15 protein-coding genes, 3 rRNA genes and 1 pseudogene are annotated in these 24,793 nt (G+C 67.5%); 13 read left to right on the forward strand and 6 right to left on the reverse strand.

Going from position 1 to position 24,793, the window contains the following annotated elements; translation table 11 throughout:
* The first annotated feature begins 200 nt into the window (after positions 1 to 200).
* Both ahcY and QFZ58_RS22655 read left to right on the forward strand, forming a co-directional pair.
* A complete protein-coding gene (gene ahcY, locus QFZ58_RS22650; RefSeq protein WP_307126732.1) occupies positions 201 to 1,658 on the forward strand; it encodes an adenosylhomocysteinase in 1,458 nt (485 codons plus the stop codon).
* 126 nt (positions 1,659 to 1,784) lie between these two features.
* Positions 1,785 to 2,411: a hypothetical protein gene (locus tag QFZ58_RS22655; RefSeq protein WP_307126733.1), complete on the forward strand. Its 627-nt coding sequence runs from the start codon at positions 1,785 to 1,787 to the stop codon at positions 2,409 to 2,411.
* Here QFZ58_RS22655 and QFZ58_RS22660 read toward each other — a convergent pair.
* Entirely contained in the window at positions 2,408 to 3,409 is a 1,002-nt protein-coding gene (locus QFZ58_RS22660; protein WP_307126734.1) for an RDD family protein, read from the reverse strand. The genes QFZ58_RS22655 and QFZ58_RS22660 overlap by 4 nt on opposite strands.
* A gap of 117 nt (positions 3,410 to 3,526) precedes the next feature.
* Between QFZ58_RS22660 and QFZ58_RS22665 the strand changes: the two genes are divergently transcribed.
* The 4 genes from QFZ58_RS22665 (at position 3,527) to rrf (ending at position 10,377) form a co-directional block, all read left to right on the forward strand.
* Positions 3,527 to 4,534: a stage II sporulation protein M gene (locus QFZ58_RS22665; protein ID WP_307126735.1), complete on the forward strand. Its 1,008-nt coding sequence runs from the start codon at positions 3,527 to 3,529 to the stop codon at positions 4,532 to 4,534.
* A gap of 698 nt (positions 4,535 to 5,232) precedes the next feature.
* Positions 5,233 to 6,758: ribosomal RNA gene (locus QFZ58_RS22670) — 16S ribosomal RNA — on the forward strand.
* A gap of 298 nt (positions 6,759 to 7,056) precedes the next feature.
* Positions 7,057 to 10,181: ribosomal RNA gene (locus QFZ58_RS22675) — 23S ribosomal RNA — on the forward strand.
* Between the two features lie 79 nt (positions 10,182 to 10,260).
* Positions 10,261 to 10,377, forward strand: a 5S ribosomal RNA gene (gene rrf / locus QFZ58_RS22680).
* Together the 16S, 23S and 5S rRNA genes form the textbook arrangement of a ribosomal RNA operon.
* A 151-nt stretch (positions 10,378 to 10,528) precedes the next feature.
* Here the strand turns inward: rrf and QFZ58_RS22685 are convergent.
* From QFZ58_RS22685 to QFZ58_RS22705, 5 genes are read right to left on the reverse strand one after another with little or no spacing between them, the layout of a single operon-like run.
* The gene (locus QFZ58_RS22685; RefSeq protein WP_307126736.1) at positions 10,529 to 11,842 is read right to left on the reverse strand and encodes a DUF58 domain-containing protein; all 1,314 of its coding nucleotides are present in this window, start codon (positions 11,840 to 11,842) and stop codon (positions 10,529 to 10,531) included.
* Between the two features lie 10 nt (positions 11,843 to 11,852).
* Positions 11,853 to 12,872 (reverse strand): MoxR family ATPase, encoded by a 1,020-nt coding sequence (locus QFZ58_RS22690; RefSeq protein ID WP_307126737.1) that lies wholly within the window; start codon positions 12,870 to 12,872, stop codon positions 11,853 to 11,855.
* Positions 12,869 to 14,128 (reverse strand): DUF4350 domain-containing protein, encoded by a 1,260-nt coding sequence (locus QFZ58_RS22695; RefSeq protein WP_307126738.1) that lies wholly within the window; start codon positions 14,126 to 14,128, stop codon positions 12,869 to 12,871. Before QFZ58_RS22695 ends, QFZ58_RS22690 begins: the two co-directional genes overlap by 4 nt.
* A complete protein-coding gene (locus QFZ58_RS22700) occupies positions 14,125 to 14,817 on the reverse strand; it encodes a DUF4129 domain-containing protein (protein WP_307126739.1) in 693 nt (230 codons plus the stop codon). The genes QFZ58_RS22695 and QFZ58_RS22700 overlap by 4 nt, the downstream gene beginning before the upstream one ends.
* 4 nt (positions 14,818 to 14,821) lie before the next feature.
* Positions 14,822 to 16,024 (reverse strand): glycerophosphoryl diester phosphodiesterase membrane domain-containing protein, encoded by a 1,203-nt coding sequence (locus tag QFZ58_RS22705; RefSeq protein ID WP_307126740.1) that lies wholly within the window; start codon positions 16,022 to 16,024, stop codon positions 14,822 to 14,824.
* Between the two features lie 140 nt (positions 16,025 to 16,164).
* Here QFZ58_RS22705 and mtnA point away from each other — a divergent pair, with 140 nt between their 5' ends.
* The 7 genes and pseudogenes from mtnA (at position 16,165) to QFZ58_RS22740 (ending at position 24,786) form a co-directional block, all read left to right on the forward strand.
* The gene (gene mtnA, locus QFZ58_RS22710; protein WP_307126741.1) at positions 16,165 to 17,319 is read left to right on the forward strand and encodes an S-methyl-5-thioribose-1-phosphate isomerase; all 1,155 of its coding nucleotides are present in this window, start codon (positions 16,165 to 16,167) and stop codon (positions 17,317 to 17,319) included.
* Positions 17,320 to 17,323: 4 nt separating this feature from the next.
* The gene (mtrA, locus tag QFZ58_RS22715) at positions 17,324 to 18,013 is read left to right on the forward strand and encodes a two-component system response regulator MtrA (RefSeq protein ID WP_187281934.1); all 690 of its coding nucleotides are present in this window, start codon (positions 17,324 to 17,326) and stop codon (positions 18,011 to 18,013) included.
* Between the two features lies 1 nt (position 18,014).
* Positions 18,015 to 20,051, forward strand: a complete 2,037-nt coding sequence (mtrB, locus tag QFZ58_RS22720) for an MtrAB system histidine kinase MtrB (protein WP_307126742.1) — start codon at positions 18,015 to 18,017, stop codon at positions 20,049 to 20,051.
* Positions 20,052 to 20,085: 34 nt separating this feature from the next.
* Positions 20,086 to 21,906, forward strand: a complete 1,821-nt coding sequence (locus QFZ58_RS22725; protein WP_307128960.1) for an LpqB family beta-propeller domain-containing protein — start codon at positions 20,086 to 20,088, stop codon at positions 21,904 to 21,906.
* Positions 21,907 to 22,070: 164 nt separating this feature from the next.
* Entirely contained in the window at positions 22,071 to 22,820 is a 750-nt protein-coding gene (locus QFZ58_RS22730) for a ComF family protein (protein ID WP_307126743.1), read from the forward strand.
* 327 nt (positions 22,821 to 23,147) lie between these two features.
* Positions 23,148 to 23,837 (forward strand): ribosome hibernation-promoting factor, HPF/YfiA family, encoded by a 690-nt coding sequence (gene hpf, locus QFZ58_RS22735; protein WP_307126744.1) that lies wholly within the window; start codon positions 23,148 to 23,150, stop codon positions 23,835 to 23,837.
* A gap of 195 nt (positions 23,838 to 24,032) precedes the next feature.
* A pseudogene (locus tag QFZ58_RS22740) lies at positions 24,033 to 24,786 on the forward strand (response regulator).
* Positions 24,787 to 24,793 lie beyond the last annotated feature (7 nt).

Genomic DNA, 24,793 nt, shown 5'->3' on the forward strand with positions numbered 1-24,793 from the left:
CTGGGGCTCGCTGGGCCGTTCGGTGTAGATTCGTCTCAGTACCAGACGTCGCTGCTGATGGCGGTCGATCGGTTCGCGGACGCGGGCCGGCCGAGGGAGAGAGGGCCTCCGACGGACTGCACTGCGATCGACCGGGCATCCGTATGCCCGTGCCGCCGCAGCCAGCCAGCCCACCCTCGACCCACCAGGAGCAGCCCGTTATGACGACGGCCGCCAACCGCCAGGACTTCAAGGTCGCCGACCTCTCCCTTGCCGCCTTCGGGCGCAAGGAGATCACCCTCGCCGAGCACGAGATGCCCGGCCTGATGTCGATCCGCAAGGAATACGCCGCCACGCAGCCGCTGGCAGGTGCCCGCATCACCGGTTCGCTGCACATGACGGTGCAGACCGCCGTGCTCATCGAGACCCTCGTCGCCCTGGGCGCGGAGGTCCGCTGGGCCTCCTGCAACATCTTCTCCACCCAGGACCACGCCGCGGCCGCCATCGCTGTCGGCCCGAACGGCACCCCCGAGGCTCCCGCCGGAGTCCCGGTCTTCGCCTGGAAGGGTGAGTCCCTGGAGGAGTACTGGTGGTGCACGGAACAGGCGCTGACCTGGCCCAACACCCCCACCGGCGGCCCGAACATGATCCTGGACGACGGTGGCGACGCCACCCTCCTCGTCCACAAGGGTGTCGAGTTCGAGAAGGCCGGCTCGGCGCCGGACCCGTCGACCGCGGACAGCGAGGAGTACGCCCACATCCTCACGCTGCTCAACCGCACCCTCGGTGAGTCCCCGCAGAAGTGGACCCAGCTGGCGTCCGAGATCCGCGGGGTGACCGAGGAGACGACGACCGGTGTGCACCGGCTGTACGAGATGCACCGCGACGGCACCCTCCTCTTCCCGGCGATCAACGTCAACGACGCGGTCACCAAGTCGAAGTTCGACAACAAGTACGGCTGCCGCCACTCGCTGATCGACGGCATCAACCGCGCCACCGACGTCCTGATCGGCGGCAAGACCGCCGTCGTCTGCGGCTACGGCGACGTGGGCAAGGGCTGTGCGGAGTCCCTGCGCGGCCAGGGCGCCCGGGTGATCATCACGGAGATCGACCCCATCTGCGCCCTGCAGGCCGCGATGGACGGATACCAGGTCGCCACCCTCGACGACGTCGTGGAGACCGCGGACATCTTCATCACGACGACGGGCAACAAGGACATCATCATGGCCGGTGACATGGCCCGGATGAAGCACCAGGCCATCGTCGGCAACATCGGCCACTTCGACAACGAGATCGACATGGCCGGCCTGGCCAAGATCGACGGCATCGTCAAGGACGAGGTCAAGCCCCAGGTCCACACCTGGACGTTCTCCGACGGCAAGGTCCTGATCGTGCTGTCCGAGGGCCGCCTGCTGAACCTCGGCAACGCCACGGGTCACCCCTCGTTCGTCATGTCCAACTCGTTCGCGGACCAGACGCTGGCCCAGATCGAGCTGTTCACCAAGCCCGAGGCGTACCCCACCGACGTCTACGTGCTGCCGAAGCACCTGGACGAGAAGGTCGCCCGTCTCCACCTCGACGCGCTGGGCGTGAAGCTCACGACCCTGCGCCCCGAGCAGGCCGAGTACATCGGTGTCTCCGTGGACGGCCCGTACAAGTCCGACCTCTACCGCTACTGAGCCGCCCGCCGGCCGGTGGCCGGCGCGCCCTCGCAGCAGCAGATCCGAGCGCAGGCCCCCGCACCCCCGTGCCGGGGGCCTGCCCCGTTATCGCACCCGCACAGCTCGAGGAACCCGAAGGACCCCATGCCCCGCGGCCGTTATTCGCTCCACGACCTCCACGACCACACCCCCCTCGGCGAAGAACACTTCCACTGCGCCCCCGGCCCTTCCGGCTGGCGCTACGTCTCCCGGACGACGGCCCCCTCCGGCGACGACCTGGGCTCCGTCGATCTGGCCCTGGACGAACTCGGCCGCCCCATCCGTCTCGAGCTGCACACCGCGAGCTGGCAGGTCCGCGGCGCCGCACTCGACGGCGTCACATGGGTACGGACCGACCCGAGCGGCACTCACGCCACCGAAGGCAACGTCCGCGCTCACACCTTCTCCGGCACGTCCCCCGCCTTCCTCGTCGCGACCGCCCGGCTCCTGCGCCTCACCCCCGCTTCCCCCGCGACCCGGGTCCGCCTGGTCACCTTCACGGATCCGGTGCTCGCGCCCCGGACCGTCGACCAGTCCTGGGCGCTGGTGAACAGTGAAGCGCACGCCACTGACAGCGGCCCTCTGATCGTGGACGAGTACCAGGTCAACGCACTGGACACCGGCGATCAGCACACCGTCCACATCGCCGGTGACGTGGTCCTGACAGCTCCTGGCATCGAGTTGGAGGACCTCGAAACACCGCCTTCGCCGCCGCCGTCCCCGGCCGCCTAGGCGGGCGGGGCGAAGCCGGTCCCGGTCGTGACCGAGCCCTCCGGCGCGCCCGCCACCGCGCCGTTCGGCGCGGTGGCGGGCGGCCCGGGCACCGGTCCTGTCGGCCCGGGCGCCGCGGTGGCCGTCGTGGTGGGGGAAAAAGCCATGGCCGGTCCCGGCGGGAATCCCGCGGGCGCGGCCCAGGGCCCGGTTCCCGCCTGCGTTCCGTGGGGCTGACCGGTGCGGCCCGGTGCCGGGGCACCGCGGCCGGCGGCAGCGACCACGCGCCTGACATCCCGCGCCTGCCGCTCGTTCACCACGGCCGCCAGATACGCGGGCGCCGGCACCCCCTGCGGCACCGGAGCCCCCGTACGGGCGGCGAGATCGGCGGCCAGCCGCTCGGCCATCGACCGGCCCACTCCGGCCTCGAGCTGGTGCATCCGCGTGAGGTACTGCCGTATCGCCAGCCAGAGAGCGTCCGGGACACCCGACAGGTCCAGCTGCGCGAAACGGCCCACGAGCCACGGCGGGGGAGGGGGCACGGCGGCGGCCCGCCCGGACGGCACGCGCTCACGTACGACGAGCGTCCCGGCGAACACGTCACCGAGCCGCCGCCCACGGGCCGAGACCAGGGAGGAGACACAGGCCACGACGCCGAGCGTCCCCAGGATCTCGACCACGCCCATCGACCCGCGGACGAGCGAGTGCCGGAACCGGATCGGACCGCCGTCGTCCCGCACCACGCGCAGTCCGCAGGCCAACTTGCCCAGCGAACGACCGTGGCTGAGTGTCTCGACCGCGATCGGCCCGCCCACGAGCACCAGGAGGAAGGTGGCGACCGCGATCGCGGCACTCGCCGCCTCGTCGAGCGCCACGGTCGCCAGCGCCGTACCGATCGACACGAGGACGAACGCCGTCACGACCACCGCGAGATCGATGGCGATCGCCAACGCCCGGCTCGGCAGCCTCGCCGGCTGCAACCCCAGTACGACCGCGTCCCCGGTCACGAGCTCATTCATCGCCACCCCACCCCTCGCCGCCCTTCCCTGCCCGCGCAGACATCAGTCTGCCAAGCTGACCCGCAGCGCGCCGTAGTACGGACCCGTACGCACCCATGCCTGGAGCAGCAGCCGACCATGGACCTCGACGTCTTCGTGACCACCCACCGCACCGAGTGGGACCGCCTCGACCACCTCCTGCGCCGCGGCCGCAGTCTGACCGGTGCGGAGGCGGACGAACTCGTCGACCTCTACCAGCGCACAGCCACACACCTGTCGCTGCTCCGGTCCAGCGCCCCGGATCCCTCGCTGACCGCCCGCCTCACACAGCTGGTGGCGCGGGCCCGTTCGACCGTGACGGGCACCCGGCGCGCTTCGTGGCGCGACGTCGCACGTTTTCTGACCGCGGGCTTTCCCGCCGCCGTCTACCGCTCGCGGCACTGGTGGGTGCCGACGGCCGTCCTCTCCACCCTCCTGGCAGCCGTCATCGGCTGGTGGATCGGCACGCATCCGGAGGTGCAGGCGGCGATCGGCGCACCGGAGGACCTCCGCAGCCTGACCCGGCCGGGCGGAGAGTACGAGACCTACTACTCCAGTCACCCCGCCGCCTCGTTCGCCGCCCAGGTCTGGACGAACAACGCCCAGGCCGCTGCGATGTGTCTGGTGCTGGGCGCCTTCCTCTGTGTTCCGGTGGTCTGGATCCTCTTCGTCAACGTCCTCAATCTCGGCGTGGGCATCGGCCTGATGTCGTCGGCCGGCCGCCTGGACACCTTCCTGGGGCTCGTCCTGCCGCACGGCCTGCTCGAGCTGACCGCTGTCTTCGTCGCGGCGGGGACCGGCCTCCGCCTCGGCTGGACCGTCGTCGACCCGGGACCCCGGACCCGGAGGGCGGCCCTGGCACAACAGGGCCGGGCCGCCATAGGCATGGCCATCGGCCTGGCACTGGTCCTGTTCGTCTCCGGGGTCATAGAAGGCTTCGTGACCCCGTCGGGCCTGCCCACCTGGGGAAGGATCACCATCGGTGTCGTTGCCGAACTGGTCTTCCTCGCGTACGTCTACGTACTGGGAGGGCGGGCGGCCCGGGCCGGCGAGACGGGCGACGTCGACGCGGCCGAACAGAGCGCCGAGCTGCCCTCCGCCGCCTGACGGCCGATGTGCGACGACGGCCGCTGACCTGCTAGTCTCTGCTGGCCCGCAAGAACTGTTGACACAGTTCGCGTGGGGAGGTAGATTTAAACAGTTCCGACGAACTGGACACGTCCGGTCGGGAACGGTTGAAGTTCATTTCGCTCGTGTCGAGGGCAGAGCCCTCGTAGAGCCGATCGATTCTTCTCTTTCGAGCAAACAGCCGATTAGGTTCGGTCGATTTGCTTCTGATAAAGTCGAGTCAGCCGAAAGGCAAAGGCCCTCCGTAGGCCGCTGGAATCGAACTCGGACCGGAAACGGAACGAAAAAGAGTCTGGTAAAGTCGGACTCGCCGGAAAGGGAAACGCGAAAGCGAAGAACTGGAAAGCGAAACAGCAGGAACCCGCTTCGGCCGGGAATCGGACACGAAAGAGTCTGATAGAGTCGGAAACGCAAGAACGAAGGGAAGCGCCCGGAGGGCCCCGGTGAAACGGGACCGAAGGAAGCGTCCGTTCCTTGAGAACTCAACAGCGTGCCAAAAGTCAACGCCAGATATGTTGATACCCCGGCCTGCTTCGGCAGGTTGGTGGTTCCTTTGAAAAAGTCCTGCCGGCCTTTACCGGTCCGGTAGGCAACAACAGCGAGGACGCTGTGAACAACCGTTCTTATTCCGATCGGTTGTTCCGCTCTCGTGTTGTGATCCCGATTACGGGAAAACATTCACGGAGAGTTTGATCCTGGCTCAGGACGAACGCTGGCGGCGTGCTTAACACATGCAAGTCGAACGATGAAGCCTTTCGGGGTGGATTAGTGGCGAACGGGTGAGTAACACGTGGGCAATCTGCCCTTCACTCTGGGACAAGCCCTGGAAACGGGGTCTAATACCGGATAACACTCTGTCCCGCATGGGACGGGGTTAAAAGCTCCGGCGGTGAAGGATGAGCCCGCGGCCTATCAGCTTGTTGGTGGGGTGATGGCCTACCAAGGCGACGACGGGTAGCCGGCCTGAGAGGGCGACCGGCCACACTGGGACTGAGACACGGCCCAGACTCCTACGGGAGGCAGCAGTGGGGAATATTGCACAATGGGCGAAAGCCTGATGCAGCGACGCCGCGTGAGGGATGACGGCCTTCGGGTTGTAAACCTCTTTCAGCAGGGAAGAAGCGAAAGTGACGGTACCTGCAGAAGAAGCGCCGGCTAACTACGTGCCAGCAGCCGCGGTAATACGTAGGGCGCAAGCGTTGTCCGGAATTATTGGGCGTAAAGAGCTCGTAGGCGGCTTGTCACGTCGGATGTGAAAGCCCGGGGCTTAACCCCGGGTCTGCATTCGATACGGGCTAGCTAGAGTGTGGTAGGGGAGATCGGAATTCCTGGTGTAGCGGTGAAATGCGCAGATATCAGGAGGAACACCGGTGGCGAAGGCGGATCTCTGGGCCATTACTGACGCTGAGGAGCGAAAGCGTGGGGAGCGAACAGGATTAGATACCCTGGTAGTCCACGCCGTAAACGTTGGGAACTAGGTGTTGGCGACATTCCACGTCGTCGGTGCCGCAGCTAACGCATTAAGTTCCCCGCCTGGGGAGTACGGCCGCAAGGCTAAAACTCAAAGGAATTGACGGGGGCCCGCACAAGCAGCGGAGCATGTGGCTTAATTCGACGCAACGCGAAGAACCTTACCAAGGCTTGACATATACCGGAAAGCATCAGAGATGGTGCCCCCCTTGTGGTCGGTATACAGGTGGTGCATGGCTGTCGTCAGCTCGTGTCGTGAGATGTTGGGTTAAGTCCCGCAACGAGCGCAACCCTTGTTCTGTGTTGCCAGCATGCCCTTCGGGGTGATGGGGACTCACAGGAGACTGCCGGGGTCAACTCGGAGGAAGGTGGGGACGACGTCAAGTCATCATGCCCCTTATGTCTTGGGCTGCACACGTGCTACAATGGCCGGTACAATGAGCTGCGATGCCGCGAGGCGGAGCGAATCTCAAAAAGCCGGTCTCAGTTCGGATTGGGGTCTGCAACTCGACCCCATGAAGTCGGAGTTGCTAGTAATCGCAGATCAGCATTGCTGCGGTGAATACGTTCCCGGGCCTTGTACACACCGCCCGTCACGTCACGAAAGTCGGTAACACCCGAAGCCGGTGGCCCAACCCCTTGTGGGAGGGAGCTGTCGAAGGTGGGACTGGCGATTGGGACGAAGTCGTAACAAGGTAGCCGTACCGGAAGGTGCGGCTGGATCACCTCCTTTCTAAGGAGCACTTCTTACCCGGTTTTCCGGGTCAGAGGCCAGTACACCGGCGAATGTTCGGTGCTGGTTGCTCATGGGTGGAACGTTGACTATTCGGCACGGTTGGCTGGTTTTCGTTAGTACTGCTTCGGCGTGGAACACGAGAACGGGTTGATTGTGTCGGGCACGCTGTTGGGTATCTGAAGGTATGGCCGTGAGGTCGCCTTCGGTTGCCGGCCCCAGTGAACTCGCCTGTAAGGGTGGGGTGATGGGTGGCTGGTCGTTGTTTGAGAACTGCACAGTGGACGCGAGCATCTGTGGCCAAGTTTTTAAGGGCGCACGGTGGATGCCTTGGCACCAGGAACCGATGAAGGACGTGGGAGGCCACGATAGTCCCCGGGGAGCTGTCAACCAAGCTTTGATCCGGGGGTTTCCGAATGGGGAAACCCGGCAGCCGTCATGGGCTGTCACCCGCTGCTGAACACATAGGCAGTGTGGAGGGAACGAGGGGAAGTGAAACATCTCAGTACCCTCAGGAAGAGAAAACAACCGTGATTCCGGGAGTAGTGGCGAGCGAAACTGGATCAGGCCAAACCGTATGCGTGTGATACCCGGCAGGGGTTGCGCATACGGGGTTGTGGGATCTCTCTTTCACAGTCTGCCGGCTGTGAGGCGAGTCAGAAACCGTTGATGTAGGCGAAGGACATGCGAAAGGTCCGGCGTAGAGGGTAAGACCCCCGTAGCTGAAACATCAACGGCTCGTTTGAGAGACACCCAAGTAGCACGGGGCCCGAGAAATCCCGTGTGAATCTGGCGGGACCACCCGCTAAGCCTAAATATTCCCTGGTGACCGATAGCGGATAGTACCGTGAGGGAATGGTGAAAAGTACCGCGGGAGCGGAGTGAAATAGTACCTGAAACCGTGTGCCTACAAGCCGTGGGAGCGTCGCTGTATGTGCTTGCACATGCAGTCGTGACTGCGTGCCTTTTGAAGAATGAGCCTGCGAGTTAGCGGTGTGTAGCGAGGTTAACCCGTGTGGGGAAGCCGTAGCGAAAGCGAGTCCGAATAGGGCGATTGAGTTGCACGCTCTAGACCCGAAGCGGAGTGATCTAGCCATGGGCAGGTTGAAGCGGAGGTAAGACTTCGTGGAGGACCGAACCCACCAGGGTTGAAAACCTGGGGGATGACCTGTGGTTAGGGGTGAAAGGCCAATCAAACTCCGTGATAGCTGGTTCTCCCCGAAATGCATTTAGGTGCAGCGTCGTGTGTTTCTTGCCGGAGGTAGAGCACTGGATAGGCGATGGGCCCTACCGGGTTACTGACCTTAGCCAAACTCCGAATGCCGGTAAGTGAGAGCACGGCAGTGAGACTGTGGGGGATAAGCTCCATGGTCGAGAGGGAAACAGCCCAGAGCATCGACTAAGGCCCCTAAGCGTACGCTAAGTGGGAAAGGATGTGGAGTCGCAGAGACAACCAGGAGGTTGGCTTAGAAGCAGCCACCCTTGAAAGAGTGCGTAATAGCTCACTGGTCAAGTGATTCCGCGCCGACAATGTAGCGGGGCTCAAGCGTACCGCCGAAGTCGTGTCATTCATACACATATCCCCAACGGGAGTATGGATGGGTAGGGGAGCGTCGTGTGCCGGGTGAAGCAGCCGCGGAAGCGAGTTGTGGACGGTTCACGAGTGAGAATGCAGGCATGAGTAGCGATACACACGTGAGAAACGTGTGCGCCGATTGACTAAGGGTTCCTGGGTCAAGCTGATCTGCCCAGGGTAAGTCGGGACCTAAGGCGAGGCCGACAGGCGTAGTCGATGGACAACCGGTTGATATTCCGGTACCCGCTTTGAAACGCCCAATACTGAATCAGGCGATGCTAAGTCCGTGAAGCCGGCCCGATCTCTTCGGAGTTGAGGGTAGTGGTGGAGCCGACGAACCAGACTTGTATTAGGTAAGCGATGGGGTGACGCAGGAAGGTAGTCCAGCCCGGGCGATGGTTGTCCCGGGGTAAGGGTGTAGGCCGTGTGGTAGGCAAATCCGTCACACATTAAGGCTGAGACCTGATGCCGAGCCGATTGTGGTGAAGTGGATGATCCTATGCTGTCGAGAAAAGCCTCTAGCGAGTTTCATGGCGGCCCGTACCCTAAACCGACTCAGGTAGTCAGGTAGAGAATACCGAGGCGTTCGGGTGAACTATGGTTAAGGAACTCGGCAAAATGCCCCCGTAACTTCGGGAGAAGGGGGGCCATCACTGGTGATTGGATTTACTCCATGAGCTGGGGGTGGCCGCAGAGACCAGCGAGAAGCGACTGTTTACTAAAAACACAGGTCCGTGCGAAGCCGTAAGGCGATGTATACGGACTGACGCCTGCCCGGTGCTGGAACGTTAAGGGGACCGGTTAGTGCACTTTCGGGTGTGCGAAGCTGAGAACTTAAGCGCCAGTAAACGGCGGTGGTAACTATAACCATCCTAAGGTAGCGAAATTCCTTGTCGGGTAAGTTCCGACCTGCACGAATGGCGTAACGACTTCTCGACTGTCTCAACCATAGGCCCGGTGAAATTGCACTACGAGTAAAGATGCTCGTTTCGCGCAGCAGGACGGAAAGACCCCGGGACCTTTACTATAGTTTGATATTGGTGTTCGGTTCGGCTTGTGTAGGATAGGTGGGAGACTTTGAAGCGGCCACGCCAGTGGTTGTGGAGTCGTCCTTGAAATACCACTCTGGTCGTGCTGGATGTCTAACCTGGGTCCGTGATCCGGATCAGGGACAGTGTCTGATGGGTAGTTTAACTGGGGCGGTTGCCTCCTAAAGAGTAACGGAGGCGCCCAAAGGTTCCCTCAGCCTGGTTGGCAATCAGGTGTTGAGTGTAAGTGCACAAGGGAGCTTGACTGTGAGACCGACGGGTCGAGCAGGGACGAAAGTCGGGACTAGTGATCCGGCAGTGGCTTGTGGAAGCGCTGTCGCTCAACGGATAAAAGGTACCCCGGGGATAACAGGCTGATCTTCCCCAAGAGTCCATATCGACGGGATGGTTTGGCACCTCGATGTCGGCTCGTCGCATCCTGGGGCTGGAGTCGGTCCCAAGGGTTGGGCTGTTCGCCCATTAAAGCGGTACGCGAGCTGGGTTTAGAACGTCGTGAGACAGTTCGGTCCCTATCCGCTGTGCGCGTAGGAATATTGAGAAGGGCTGTCCCTAGTACGAGAGGACCGGGACGGACGAACCTCTGGTGTGCCAGTTGTCCTGCCAAGGGCATGGCTGGTTGGCTACGTTCGGAAAGGATAACCGCTGAAAGCATCTAAGCGGGAAGCCTGCTTCAAGATGAGTATTCCCACCACCTTGAGTGGTTAAGGCTCCCAGTAGACGACTGGGTTGATAGGCCAGATGTGGAAGCCCGGTAACGGGTGGAGCTGACTGGTACTAATAGGCCGAGGGCTTGTCCTCAGTTGCTCGCGTCCACTGTGTTAGTTCTGAAATAACGAACGGCCGTGTTTTCATCCGGTGTTGGTTAATTTCATAGTGTTTCGGTGGTCATTGCGTTAGGGAAACGCCCGGTTACATTCCGAACCCGGAAGCTAAGCCTTTCAGCGCCGATGGTACTGCAGGGGGGACCCTGTGGGAGAGTAGGACGCCGCCGAACAATTATTCCGGGAAAGCCCCGTGCCCTTGTGGCACGGGGCTTTTCTGCGTTCACGACCCGGCCGGGAGAGACAACTCCTCCCTGCTCCCGATCTCGGCTTCGCTCCTCAGCTTCTTTTTTCGTGGCGCCGCCCCGCCGTCACCGCCACGAATCAGAGTCGACCGCTCGCTTTCAGCGCGAGATAGGCGTCAGCCAGAGCGGGCGCCAGGTCATGGGGTGGGGCATCGACGACGACCACCCCATGACGGCGGAGTTGATCCGCCGTCCGCCGGCGCCGGGCCTGTGCCTGCGTGGCGGCAGCGGCTTCGTATGCGGCGTCAACGGTGCCTCGCGCGCCGGCCATGGTTTCCACATGGGGGTCGGCGACGGCGGCGACCAGGACCGTGTGGCGGTGCGTGAGCTGGGGGAGCACAGGAAGCAGTCCTTCCTCGATGGGAGCGGCGTCCAGGCCGGTGAGCAGCACGATGAGCGAGCCACGGGGCGCACTCGCGAGTGCGGCCGTGCTGAGACCGCGGGCGTCGGTCTCCACCAGTTCGGGTTCGAGCGGGGCCAGGGCGTTGACGACGGTCGACAGGACGTCGCCCGTGGCGGACCTGCCCCGTACCTGGGCGCGGACACGGCGGTCGTAGGCCAGCAGATCGACGCGGTCGCCTGCCCGGGCTGCGAGAGCCGTGAGCAGGAGCGTCGCGTCCATGGCCGCGTCCAGGCGCGGTACGTCGCCGACCCGGCCCGCCGACGTACGACCGGTGTCGAGGACGACGAGAACATGGCGGTCCCGCTCCGGGCGCCAGGTACGGACGGCGACCGCGGACCGGCGGGCCGTGGCCCGCCAGTCGATGGAACGGGTGTCGTCCCCGGGCACGTAGTCACGCAGGCTGTCGAACTCGGTGCCTTCGCCGCGCGTCAGGACACTGGTACGGCCGTCGAGCTCTCGGAGCCGGGCGAGCCGCGACGGCAGGTGCTTCCGGCTGGTGAAGGGAGGCAGGACCCTGACCGTCCAGGGGACGACGTGATCGCCCTGACGGGCCGCGAGCCCCATCGGGCCGAAGGAGCGAACGGTGACGCGCTCGGCCCGGCGGTCGCCCCGCCGAGCGGGCCGGAGCAGCGTGGTGAGGCGGCGACGCTCGCCCGCCGGCACGGTCAAGGCGTGCCGGGAAGCGGCCTGCTCGGCTTCCGCCGTCCAGCTGCTGGGTGGCCACGCGTCACGGAGCTGGGCGCGGAGACGGCGACGGGACGCGTTGGTCACGGTGAGTTGTACCTGGGCGGTGTCACCGAGTCGAACGGATGTGTCGCCGGATCGGGTGAACTGCAGGGTTCGCACTGGCGCTGCCAGGGCGTAGTCGCACAGAATTGCCAGAGAGAGCGGGGCGTTGACCGCGAGCATGCCTGTCCAGCTCGGGGCCAGAATGCCTACGGGGAGTGATCCCAAAGCGGCGAGCAGTGCGGTTCGTCCGGTGAGGGCCATGGTCACCGCCTCATCGGGGGACGGGGACGTGGGCGAGCACGGCGGTGATGACGGAGTCGGGGGTGACTCCTTCCATCTCCGCCTCGGGCCGCAGTTGCACGCGATGCCGCAGCGTGGGAAGAGCCAGGGCTTTCACATCGTCCGGGGTGACGTAGTCCCGGCCGGTGAGCCAGGCCCACGCACGGGCGGTGGAGAGCAGGGCGGTCGCTCCTCGAGGGGAGGCCCCGAGGCTGAGTGAGGGGGATTCACGCGTGGCACGGCAGATATCCACCACGTAAGCGGCGATCTCGGGTGACACCGAGGTCTTGGCCACGGCGGCGCGTGCCGCTTCCAGGTCGGCAGGGCCGGCCACGGGCCGTATGCCCGCAGCATCGAGGTCGCGCGGGTCGAAGCCGTCCGCGTGGCGGGTGAGGACGTTGATCTCGTCCTCACGTGACGGGAGGGGGACCGTCAGTTTGAGCAAAAAGCGGTCCAACTGGGCCTCGGGCAGCGGATAGGTGCCCTCGTATTCCACGGGGTTCTGAGTGGCCGCGACGAGGAACGGGTCGGGCAGCGTGCGCGGAGTCCCGTCGACGGTGACCTGGCGTTCCTCCATGGCTTCCAGGAGCGAGGACTGCGTCTTGGGCGGGGTCCGGTTGATCTCGTCGGCCAGCAGGAGATTCGTGAACACCGGGCCGGGCTGGAAGGAGAATTCGGCGCTGCGGGTGTCGTAGACGAGTGAGCCGGTGACGTCACTCGGCATCAGGTCGGGGGTGAACTGGACGCGCTTCGTGTCCAGTTCGAGAGAGGCGGCAAGAGCGCGGACCAGAAGGGTCTTGGCGACTCCGGGCACGCCCTCGAGCAGGACATGGCCTCGGCAGAGCAGTGCCACGACCAGTCCGGTGACAGCCGGGTCCTGGCCGACGACGGCCTTGGCGATCTCGAAGCGCAGGGCTTCGAGGGATGCGCGGGCACTGTCGGTGGCCACGGGGGTCGCAGGGGTTCCTGTGGTCACCGCAGGCGCGGAGGGCTCCGGGGTCGGGGCGCTCATGAGGTGCGTACCTCTCTTTCGAGGGCGTCGAGTTGGTCGGTCAGGAGGACGAGCGCGGCGTCATCGGCCGGAGCCGGGCCGAAGAGCAGGGAGTCGAGGCCGCCGCCCGGGGTGCCGAGGCGTGCGGCGACGGCAGGCACGAGGACGGCGGGGGAATGGCTGTCGCGGGCGGCCACACCGACGAGGGGGGCGATGCGGGTGCGGGTGGCGGAGCGCAGCGCGGTGGCGGCGCGGTCGCGGGCGTTGGTCTTGCGGTAGAGCCGGGCCCGGCCCTCGGTGGATTCCGAGGCACGGATGGCCACCGGGAGCCGTTCGGTGACCAGCGGTCCCAGACGCCGTCCTCGCCAGATGGCGGCGAGGACGGCTGCGAGAGCGAGTTGAAGGGTGCCCCAGAGCCAGCCCGAGGGGACGAGGTCGAGGAATCCGCTCTCGCCCTCGGTGCTCCCGCCGCTTTCGTCATCGCCGCTGTCGCGGCCTCCGCCTTCCGTGTTGCCGATGGACGCGGAGGGATCGTCGAGTGAGGGGAGGTACCAGACGACATGCGGCCGGGAGCCGAGGAGTTGCAGGGCGAGGGAGGCATTGCCCTGCTGATCGAGACGATCGTTGTACAGGATGTCGGGGGAGCCGAGCAGGACGGTGTCGCCGGCCTGGGTCTCCGGGAGAAGAAGGAGGGTGGGAAGGCCGTTGTCCGGGTAGCAGGCGGTCGCGTCAGTGACGTCCGGCAGGTAGCGGATGCCTCCCATGTCGGCCGTCCCCGCGGTGCGTGCGGCGGAGAACGCGCATCGTGGGACCCGGGCGGCCACCGGGCCGGACGACTGTGCGCGCGCGCCGGGGGCGAGGGTGGTCACGGACGGACGGCCGGCAGCGACCAGGACGGTTCGGCCGGCGGAGCCGCCGGTTGCTGCTCGGAGGCGCTGCTGCTGGTACGCGGTGAGCGCGTCGGGCCCGGCGACGACGAGAGTGGTGTCGGCTCCTGCCGCGCCGGCTGCGTCGTCGAGGGTGTCGACGACGTCCACGGAGACGTCGCGGTCCTTGAGGAGTTCGGCGACGACCCTGCTGCCGTACCGGTCGGCGGAGCGGGGATCGAGTCGGCCGTGCTGGCCTTCGGAGCGGACTGCGGCGACGGCGATGCCGGCGATGACGAGGATGAGAACGGCTGTCATCAGCCCTCGGACCCCTCGCCAGATCTGGCGAGGGCTCCGGGCGGTCGAGGTGCGGGCGGTCGCGGGGGTGCGCTCAAGGGCGGTCCCGGTCATCCGGCGGCCTCCCGGACCGAGCCGGCCGGCAGCAGGGGCTTGGCGGTCTGGAGATCGAGGTCGAGTGCGCGCATGTCGGTGTACGTCGCCTCGTGTGCGGTGCGGCCACCGTATGTGACGTCGTCGAAGGCACGGGCTGCGGCGCGCAGGCGTGTGGCGTGTCCTGGCAGGAGCCGGCCCGCGTCGGTGGCGGCCTCGTCCGCGGTGCGGCCGGGGCGGCGGTCGAGTACCGCCCGGTCCTCCAGGGAGCGTACGACGGCACGCATGCGTTCCTGGACGGCCTCGGTCCATCGACGGGCGGCGGCATGTGCCTCCGCTGCCGTGCGGTGTTCCGCGGCGCTTCGCTCACTGCCGCCGAGCAGGGCCTCGGCCGCGCGCACGGAGCGCTGCGGTGTGCCGAGCCGCCACCAGAGGGCGGCGCCCAGGCCCATGACGACCAGGGCGATGACGACGAGTCCGAGCGGCCCGCCGGGAGCGGACCCGGCGGCGCCGTCGAAGAGGTCGCCGACCCAATGCCAGAAGCGGTCGATGCCGCGCTGGAGGAGGTTCGGGTCGTGTTCGTGGTACATCGGCTCGGACAGTTCGTCCTGTGCGGCTTCACGGGCGGGGACGCGTGAGACGTCCACGGGTATGTCGTCGCCCGCCCGGATGAGCCGTACCGCGGCTGTGGTGCCCCCCGCCCCCGTCACCGCATCAGCTCCTGGAGGTGTCGTAGCCGGGCACACCCGCGGCTCGTGCGAGGTCGATGTCGAGTGCCTCGCGGCGAATGCGCTGGTCGATGTAGAGCAGGGCCATCACTCCCGCGGTGAAGGGGTAGGTGAGCGTCGAGACGATCACCTCGCCCACGCCGGTGATGATGAGGAAGGGCCAGCCGAAGTCGGAGGAGTCGCCGTTGAGGATCTCGCTCAGGCCGTCGCTGCCCACGGTCACGGCGATGATGCCGAACGGGACGGCAATGATCAACGTCACGACGACGACCAGCAGGTAGGTGAGCGCCAGGATGCCGAAGGTGCGCCACCAGCTGCCCCTGACCAGCTTGGCGGACCTGCGCAGCGAGGTGAGGACGGGCTGCCGTTCCAGCATGAGTGCCGGTGCGGCCAGCGTGAAGCGGATCATCAGCCAGAGGACGATGACGCAGGCGGCGACGAAGCCGACCGCGGCCAGAGCGATTCCCGCGTCGCCGCCCAGCAGCATTCCGGGCAGCAGGCCCACCGCCATGATCGCGGCGCTCATCAGGCTCAGCAGCAGCGTCAGCCCGAGCAGGGGCAGCAGCCGGGGCCGGGCCTCGGTGAAGGCCTCGGAGAGCGTCACCCCGCGGCCCAGTACGGATCGGCTGATGACCACGGTGAGGACCGAAGTGGTGAAGAGCGTGGCGATCATCGCGAGGAACGTGGCGGGGGCGCTGGAGATCAGTTCCGACTGCATCGAGTCGGTGGCCTGCCGCAGGGCCTCGGCTCCGACGGCGTTCGGGTCGATCGAGGCCGGTTCGGGCATGAGGTAGCGCTGGACGAGCAGGATCACGACCTCGGTGATCACGGAGACCGTGAGACTGACGCCGAGCACGGTGCGCCAGTGCGTACGCATCGTGGAGACGGCGCCGTCGAGGATCTCGCCGACGCCCAGCGGGCGGAGCGGGATGACCCCGGGCTTCGCCGCCATCGGCGGCCCGCCCCATCCGGCCCCGGGTGGCATGCCGCCCCAGCCCGGGGGAGGCGGGGGTGCGCCGGGCCCGCTTCCGGGAGCGCTCGGCGGCGACCACTGCCCGGGCGGCTGCTCAGGAGACCACTGTCCAACAGGGCCGCTTCCGTCGACGGGCGAGGAGGGCCTTGGGATGCCTGTCTCCTGGTCGTCGGAGGGGGCGGATCCGGGCGAAGCCCAGCCCGGAGAGTCGTTCATCGTCGCTCCTTCACGGTCCTGTCCGCTCATCGGGGCGGCAGGTTGTCAGCCATCGTGCCACGCGTTGCCCTGGTGCGGACCGGGCGCCGTATCTCGTTCTCGCCTTCGTATGCGGGCGGTGCAGCGGGCAGACTGGGCAGATGGCTGATCAGGACGCGCGACCGCCGGCGGATATCGAGTCTCCGCCCCTTTCCGTACTCCGCTGGGAGGAGCCCCCGGGAGGTCCCGTGGTGGTCCTCCTCGACCAGCGGCGGCTGCCCGCCGCGGAGGTCGAGCTGGTGTGCGCGGATGTCCCCGCGCTGGTGGGGGCGATCCGTGCGCTGGCGGTGCGGGGGGCGCCCCTGCTGGGCGTAGCCGGAGGCTACGGGGTGGCGCTGGCTGCCGCCCGGGGCGATGACGTGATGCGGGCGGTGCAGGTGCTGGAGCAGGCGCGGCCCACCGCTGTGAACCTCGGCTACGGGGCACGGCGGGTGGCGCGCGCGTACACGTCGGCGGTCGGCGAGGGGGCCGGCCAGGAGGCGGCAGCAGCCGCGGCGCTGGCCGAGGCGCGAGCGCTGCACCGGGAGGACGCGGCGGCCAGCGGGCGCATGGCGCAGTACGGTCTGCGACTGCTGGCGGAGCTGCTGCCCGCGGGCGGGCATAGGCTGCTCACCCACTGCAACACCGGTGCGCTCGTGTCGGGCGGCGAGGGCACGGCCTTCGCCGTGGCGCTCGCGGCGCACCGGGAGGGCACGCTGAGGCGGTTGTGGGTGGACGAGACGCGTCCGCTCCTCCAGGGCACCCGGCTGACGGCGTACGAAGCCGCGCGGAACGGGATGCCGTACAGCGTGCTCACGGACAACGCGGCGGGTTCGCTGTTTGCCGCAGGAGAGGTGGATGGCGTACTCATCGGGGCGGACCGCATCGCTGCGGACGGCTCGGTGGCCAACAAGGTGGGGAGTTATCCGTTGGCGGTGCTCGCGAAGTACCACCATGTGCCGTTCATCGTCGTCGCACCGACCACGACGATCGATCTGGGGACGGCGGACGGCGCGTCGATCGTGGTCGAGCAGCGCTCCGCGAGTGAAGTGACGCAGTTCACATCGCCGTGGATCGTCGGCGACGGAAGCGACGGTGGCGGAGGGGCCGGTCCGGCCGTGGCACCCGCGGGAGCCCCGGCGTACAACCCCGCATTCGACATCACGCCGCCCGAACTGGTCACGGCGATCGTCACGGAGGAGGGCGTCATTTCCCCGGTCACGGGGGTCGGACTGGCAGAGCTGTGTGCCAGGTCATCGCAGGTAACGATTAGCTAATGGGATGATGTCGTTTATGAAGGGACGCGTCCTTGTCGTCGACGACGACACCGCACTCGCCGAGATGCTCGGGATTGTGCTGCGTGGAGAAGGTTTCGAGCCGTCGTTCGTAGCGGACGGTGACAAGGCACTGGCTGCATTTCGTGAGGCCAAGCCGGACCTGGTGCTGCTGGACCTCATGCTGCCCGGACGGGACGGCATCGAGGTCTGCAGGCTGATCAGGGCCGAGTCCGGCGTGCCGATCGTCATGCTCACTGCCAAGAGCGACACGGTCGATGTGGTGGTGGGCCTGGAATCCGGGGCCGACGACTACATCGTCAAGCCGTTCAAACCTAAGGAGTTGGTCGCCCGGATCAGGGCACGTCTGCGGAGGTCCGAAGAGCCCGCGCCGGAGCAGCTGGCGATCGGGGACCTGGTCATCGACGTGGCCGGTCATTCGGTGAAGCGGGAAGGGCAGTCCATCGCCCTCACCCCTCTGGAGTTCGACCTGCTGGTCGCACTCGCCCGTAAGCCGTGGCAGGTCTTCACCCGTGAGGTCCTGCTCGAGCAGGTGTGGGGTTACCGCCACGCCGCAGACACCCGTCTGGTGAACGTGCACGTCCAGCGGCTGCGCTCCAAGGTCGAGAAGGACCCCGAGCGTCCGGAGATCGTCGTGACCGTCCGCGGTGTCGGTTACAAGGCCGGACCGAGCTGACATGACCCTGGGCAGCGCTGCTCCGAAACCCGGGGGGCCGGGAGTCCGTACGGAGCGGGCTGCCGGCCCGGCACGGAGGTTCGCCGGGCTCCGCCGGCTCCTGGCGGGTGGCCGGTTGTTCCACGACCGGTCGCCCGGCGGTCCTGTGCCGCGGCTGCTGATGCGGTGGATCCGCCGTCCGCTGCTGCCCGCTGCCCGTCTGTGGCGGCGGAACCTGCAGTTGCGCGTGGTGGCGGGCACGCTGCTGATGTCGATCGGCGTGGTGCTGCTGCTGGGCTTCGTCGTGATCGGGCAGGTCAAGAACGGTCTGCTCGACGCGAAGGGCAAGGCCGCGCAGATGCAGGCGGCCGGTGGCTTCGCGGCCGCGCAGGCGGACGCCAACGCGCCGCTCGCCCCGGGGGCTCAGGGCGAGGAGGGCGCCGACGGCATGATGGCCAGCACCTCCTGGCGCACCGAGCTGGTCGATCAGCTCGCCAGCGGTGGGACCAACGCCTTCAACGTGGTGGCTCTGAGCGCCGACTCCGTGGGGCAGAGCGCCACCAGCCGCGCACCACGTGGATCGGGTGACGTGGAGGCGTCCAGCGTCCCGCAGAGCCTGCGGGAGGCAGTGGGCAAGGGGCCCGGAGCGTTCCAGACGTACTCCCTGATCCGCTACTCCTACGGGAAGGACCCGCAGCCGGGGCTCGTCGTGGGCAAGAGGCTCTACGACATCGACCACAATCCGTACGAGCTCTACTACCTCTTCCCGCTGACGCAGGAGGAGAAGTCGCTGACCCTGGTCACGACGACGCTGGCCACGGCCGGCCTGTTCGTCGTCGTGCTGCTCGGCGCCATCGCGTGGTTCGTGGTGCGCCAGGTCGTCACGCCGGTGCGGATGGCGGCGGGGATCGCGGAGAGGCTCTCGGCGGGCCGTCTGCAGGAGCGGATGAAGGTCACCGGTGAGGACGACATCGCCCGCCTCGGTGAGGCCTTCAACAAGATGGCGCAGAACCTCCAGCTGAAGATCCAGCAGCTGGAGGAGCTCTCCCGTATGCAGCGGCGCTTCGTGTCGGACGTCAGCCACGAGCTGCGCACACCGTTGACCACCGTGCGGATGGCCGCCGATGTCATCCATGAGGCACGTGTCGACTTCGACCCTGTCACCGCCCGTTCCGCGGAACTTCTCGGGGACCAGCTGGACCGGTTCGAGTCGCTCCTGTCCGACCTGCTCGAGATCAGCAGGTTCGACGCCGGTGCCGCGGCGCTCGAGGCCGAGCCGATAGACCTGCGTACGGTCGTGCGCCGGGTCATCGGCGGTGCCGAGCCGCTGGCGGAGCGCAAGGGCAGCCGGATCCGGGTCGTGGGCGACGAGCAGCCCGTGGTCGCGGAAGCCGACGCACGCCGGGTCGAGCGGGTCCTGCGCAACCTCGTGGTCAACGCCGTCGAGCACGGTGAGGGCCGGGACGTCGTCGTACGGATGGGTGTGGCCCAGGGTGCTGTGGCGGTGGCGGTCCGGGACTACGGGGTGGGGCTCAAGCCGGGCGAGGCCACTCGGGTCTTCAACCGCTTCTGGCGGGCCGACCCGGCGCGCGCCCGCACCACCGGGGGAACCGGGCTGGGATTGTCGATCGCGGTCGAGGACGCCCGGCTGCACGGTGGCTGGCTGCAGGCCTGGGGCGAGCCCGGTGGCGGCTCGCAGTTCCGGCTGACTCTGCCGCGGACGGCGGACGAGCCGCTGCGAGGGTCGCCCATACCCCTTGAGCCCGAGGACTCCCGGCGCAACCGGGAGAACCGTGAACGCGCGGAGGCGGCCCCGGCGGCGGCCGACCACCGGCTGATGTCCGTACCGACCCAGAGCGGTTCGGCCACGCGTCCCCAGCTCCCCGTCACGGCACACAGCCCCGCCGCACCCCGTACGGCCCCTGCTTCGGTCGATCCGGCGGCCCTGCCGGGCAACGGCTCCCGTGTGGTGGCACGTCCGGCCGGGGAGCGGCCGGGCGGCGGCACCGACCCAGAGGCGCACCATCCGGAGCAGGAGGACACGACTCGTGGACACTGACCGCCGTCGGGACGGACGTCGGCGGGCGGTGCGGATGTCCGCGCTGCTCGGCTGCGGCGCCGTGGTGCTCGCGGGATGCGGGGCGATGCCGGTCACCGGTGACGTCAAGGGGGTCGGTGCCTCGCAGCCGGGCGACTCCCAGGTGCAGGTGTACGCCGTGCCGCCGAGGGAGGACGCCGAGCCGATCGAGATCGTCGACGGATTCCTGGAGTCGATGACGAGTGACGACCCCGACTTCAGGACGACCCGCACCTATCTGACGACGGAAGCCGCCCGCACCTGGAAGCCGAGTGAGGGCACGACGGTGCTGGCGCAGGCTCCCAATCGCAACGGGCCCACGTTCCGCGACGACGAGCGCAGGACCACCGACACCACGTACACGCTGACGGGTGAGCAGGTTGCGGTGGTGGACGCGCAGAGCTCCTACCGGCCGCTCGCGCCGACGGACTACTCCCAGACGCTGCATCTGGTGCGGCAGAAGGGACCGGACGGCAAGCAGGAGTGGCGCATCGACATCGTGCCGGACGGCCTGGTGCTCGGGCAGTCCGACTTCAAGCGGCTGTACCGGTCCGTGAACAAGTACTACTTCGCCGCCGGGCGGACCGACGGCGGTGCCGCGCTGGTCGCCGATCCCGTCTACGTAAGGAACCGCACGGACCCCGTCACACGGATGGACACGGCGACGCAGACCGTCCGGTCGCTGCTGCAGGGGCCGTCGGACTGGCTGCGGCCGGTGGTCGATTCCCGCTTTCCCACCGGTACGGCCCTGCGGAGCGATGTGACCGCTCTGGCACCCGACGACCAGAACGTCCTGAGGGTGCGGCTCAACAAGAAGGCCGACAAGGCCGGACAGGGCGCCTGCCGCATGATGGCGGCCCAGGTGCTCTTCACCCTGCGGGACCTGACCTCCGCCCGGGTGGGCCAGGTGGAACTCCAGGGTGAGCGCGGCCCGCTGTGCTCCCTGGGGGCCGACGAGGCCGAGGAGTTCGCGTCGGACAGCGGCTCGGAGGCTCCCGACAGTCAGTACTTCGTCGACGACAAGGGGCGGGTCCAGCAGATTCCCGGGAGCAGCAAGGGAAGCGGTGAACCGGAACCGGTGGCCGGTCCGCTCGGTTCCGGGCAGGTGGCCATGAGCGCCGTGGGGGTGGCCAGGGACGAACAGCAGGCCGCCGCGGTCTCGGCGAACCGGCAGCACCTCTACGTGTCCTCGCTGTCCTCGGAGAGCGAGCCGGCCGCCCCGGTGGTGACCAGCCAGGCCGTGAAGGCCGAGGACCGGCTGTCGGCACCGAGCTGGGACGGCGCCGGCGACCTGTGGGTCGCCGACCGTGATCCGTCCGGTCCGAGGCTGCTGCGCCTGGTGGCCGGCGCGGGCAAGCCCCAGGAGGTCGCGGTGCCCGGACTGGGTGGCGGGCGCATCGAGGCACTGAGGATGTCGGCCGACGGTGTGCGGATCGCCCTGCGGGTGTCGGAGGACGGGCACACCACGCTGAAGATCGGCCGGGTCGAGCGCCACGGCTCGGGGAAGTCCGAACGGGCTTCCGTCGAGGACCTGCGTCAGGCCGCGCCCCAGCTGGCCGAAGTGACCGCTGTCTCCTGGTCGGGTCGCAGCCGCCTCGTGGTGGTCGGCAAGGAGGAGGGCGGTGTGCAGCAGGTGCGCTACGTGCAGGCCGACGGCTCCACGTCCTCCTCCGGGGTCCTGCCGGGTGTGAACCAGGTGACGGCGGTCGCCGCCGCGGACGACGAGCAGTTGCCGTTGATGGCGGACACCGAGAGTGACGGAATAGTGAAGCTTTCGCCTGGGGACAACTGGCAGACGGTCCTCAAGGACGGTTCGTCGCTCGTCTACCCGGGCTAGAGCTCGTCCACCTGGGCCAGGGCCGGACGGCTCGTCCGCCCGGGCCGGCCGGACGGCGGCGCGGCGCGGGCCCCGGACGGCCGGCACCCACCGGCCCACGAGGTTGTCCACAGGCGCTGTCCACAGGACCGGCCAGGTTCTCCGACTCCGGGCACAGTGGAGTCATGAGCGCATGGTGGCGGGAGATCACCGGGCTGGTCCTGCCCGTGGCCTGTGGTGGCTGCGGCAGACCGCGCACGGAACTGTGCGAGACGTGCGCGGCGGTGCTGGAGGCGGCGCCGCGTCGCGTGAGGCCCACGCCCGAGCCCGCCGGGTTGCCGCTCGTGTACGCGGTCGCCCCGTACGGGAGCGCGGTGCGCGCCGTGCTGCTGGCCCACAAGGAGCGAGGGGCACTGGGGCTCGCCGGACCGCTCGGCGGGGCGCTGGCGGCCGCGGTGCGGGCCGGGGCGGGGTGCACGGGGGGCACGGGGCCCCTGCTTCTTGTGCCCGTACCGTCGGCGCGGCGGGCCACCGCCGCGCGTGGGCACGACCCGACGCGCAGGATCGCGCTGGCCGCCGCGGCCGTGCTGCGGCGGAGCGGGACGCCGGCGCGGGTGCTGGCCGTGCTGCGGCAGCGGCGGGCGGTGGCCGACCAGGCGGGGCTCGGTGCCCGGGAGCGGCAGGCGAATCTGGCGGGCGCGCTCGACGTGGCGGTCGGTGGCCGCGACCTCCTCGGCGGAGGCCGGGTGTGGCTGGTGGACGACCTGCTGACGACTGGGGCGTCGCTGACGGAAGCGGCACGAGCGGTCCGCGCGGCCGGTGGCGCACAGCAGGCCGGCAACGCCTCCGGCCAGGGCGCTGTGCGCTCCCCGGCATCCCTACGGGCCGCTGTCGTCGCAGCATCTCCGTCGGCTTTCGAAATAAACCGGAACTGACAGAAAATTTGCATCGCTGCAGGTAGTGAGTGGGTAAAGCGACCTGATCGGAGGTACGCGCGAGTAGCGGGTGCCGACACGGCGCTGGGCAGGCTATGTTCGGTTGTGAGGGACGGTGAACGCCGAACCTCGAAGAATGCACCACCGCGTTTCGGGCAGGTGAGTCACCAAGGCCAGAGGCATGGAAGTCGGTGGGGTGGAAACCCTGCCGATGGGGGAGGAGGAGGTGAAAGCCACCGAGTCCGCGGCTCCGGCGATTACCGGAGCCTGGTGCAAAAGGGAGATGCTCCGCCGCTGAAGCGGAGCGATCCGGGAACGGAGTTCTGCGTGGACATCGTCGTCAAGGGCCGCAAGACCGAGGTGCCCGAGCGGTTCCGCAAGCACGTGGCCGAGAAGCTGAAGCTGGACAAGATCCAGAAGTTCGACGGCAAGGTGATGAGCCTGGACGTCGAGGTGTCCAAGGAGCCGAATCCCCGTCAGGCCGACCGCGCGGCCCGCGTGGAGATCACGCTTCGCTCGCGAGGGCCGGTCATTCGCGCGGAGGCGGCGGCAGGCGACCCGTACGCAGCGCTGGACCTGGCCACCGACAAGCTGGATGCCAGGCTGCGCAAGGAGCACGACAAGCGCTACAGCAGGCGCGGTAACGGCCGGCTGCCGGCCTCCGAGGTGGGAGATGTCGTGCCGGGCGTCGCTTCCTTCAACGGGGACGGTGAGCTGATCCCCGAGGAGACGGAACCGGCGGTGCCCACCACCAGGATCGGTTCGCTCGAGGTGCAGGGCGAAGGGCCGCTCGTGGTGCGCGAGAAGACGCATGTCGCGGCACCCATGACGCTCGACCAGGCGCTCTACGAGATGGAGCTGGTCGGTCACGACTTCTACTTGTTCATCGACTCCGACACCAAGGAGCCCAGTGTCGTCTACCGGCGGCACGCCTACGACTACGGTGTCATCCACCTGAGGACCGACCCGCTGGCCTCCGACGGGGCGGGCGGCGCGGGCGGTGCGCTCGGCGGCTGACACGCACCATACACAGCTCATACACGGTGCCCCTGGAGCGTCTGCGCGCCCCCAGGGGCACCGGTGTGCGGCCACACGGTCACCGCTGCCACCGCTGGGCATGGAATCATGGCGGCCCAAGCCAATCGGCGCTGTGACAAGTGCCGTTGGCGGACAGCCTGTGACCTCAGGCCGTGGCCTTCAGGGGGAGGAACGATGGCGGACACCTTCGGGCCCGTGCACAGGACGAACGCTGCCGACGACGTTTCCGGTGCGGATTCCGGCGCGGACGGCGACACTTCCGGCAAGGAGCCGATCCGGGTCCTCGTGGTCGACGACCATGCGCTCTTCCGCAGAGGGCTGGAGATCGTCCTCGCGCAGGAGGAGGACATCCAGGTCGTCGGGGAGGCGGGGGACGGGGCCGAGGCGGTCGACAAGGCGGCGGATCTGCTGCCCGACATCATCCTGATGGATGTCCGCATGCCCAAGCGCGGCGGCATCGAGGCGTGCACCTCCATCAAGGAGGTGGCCCCCAGTGCGAAGATCATCATGCTGACGATCAGCGACGAGGAGGCCGACCTCTACGAGGCGATCAAGGCGGGCGCCACGGGTTATCTCCTCAAGGAGATCTCCACCGACGAGGTGGCCACGGCCATTCGCGCAGTGGCGGACGGCCAGTCCCAGATCAGCCCGTCGATGGCCTCCAAACTGCTCACCGAGTTCAAGTCGATGATCCAGCGCACCGACGAGCGGCGGCTCGTCCCGCGCACCACGGCTCACCGAGCGGGAGCTGGAGGTGCTCAAGCTGGTGGCCACGGGGATGAACAACCGTGATATCGCCAAGGAACTGTTCATTTCCGAGAACACGGTGAAGAACCACGTCCGCAACATTCTGGAGAAGCTGCAGCTGCACTCCCGGATGGAAGCCGTGGTCTATGCCATGCGGGAGAAGATTCTCGAGATCGGATAGTGCGGCG

The sequence above is a fragment of the Streptomyces sp. B1I3 genome, from assembly GCF_030816615.1.
In the GTDB taxonomy this organism is placed as follows: domain Bacteria; phylum Actinomycetota; class Actinomycetes; order Streptomycetales; family Streptomycetaceae; genus Streptomyces.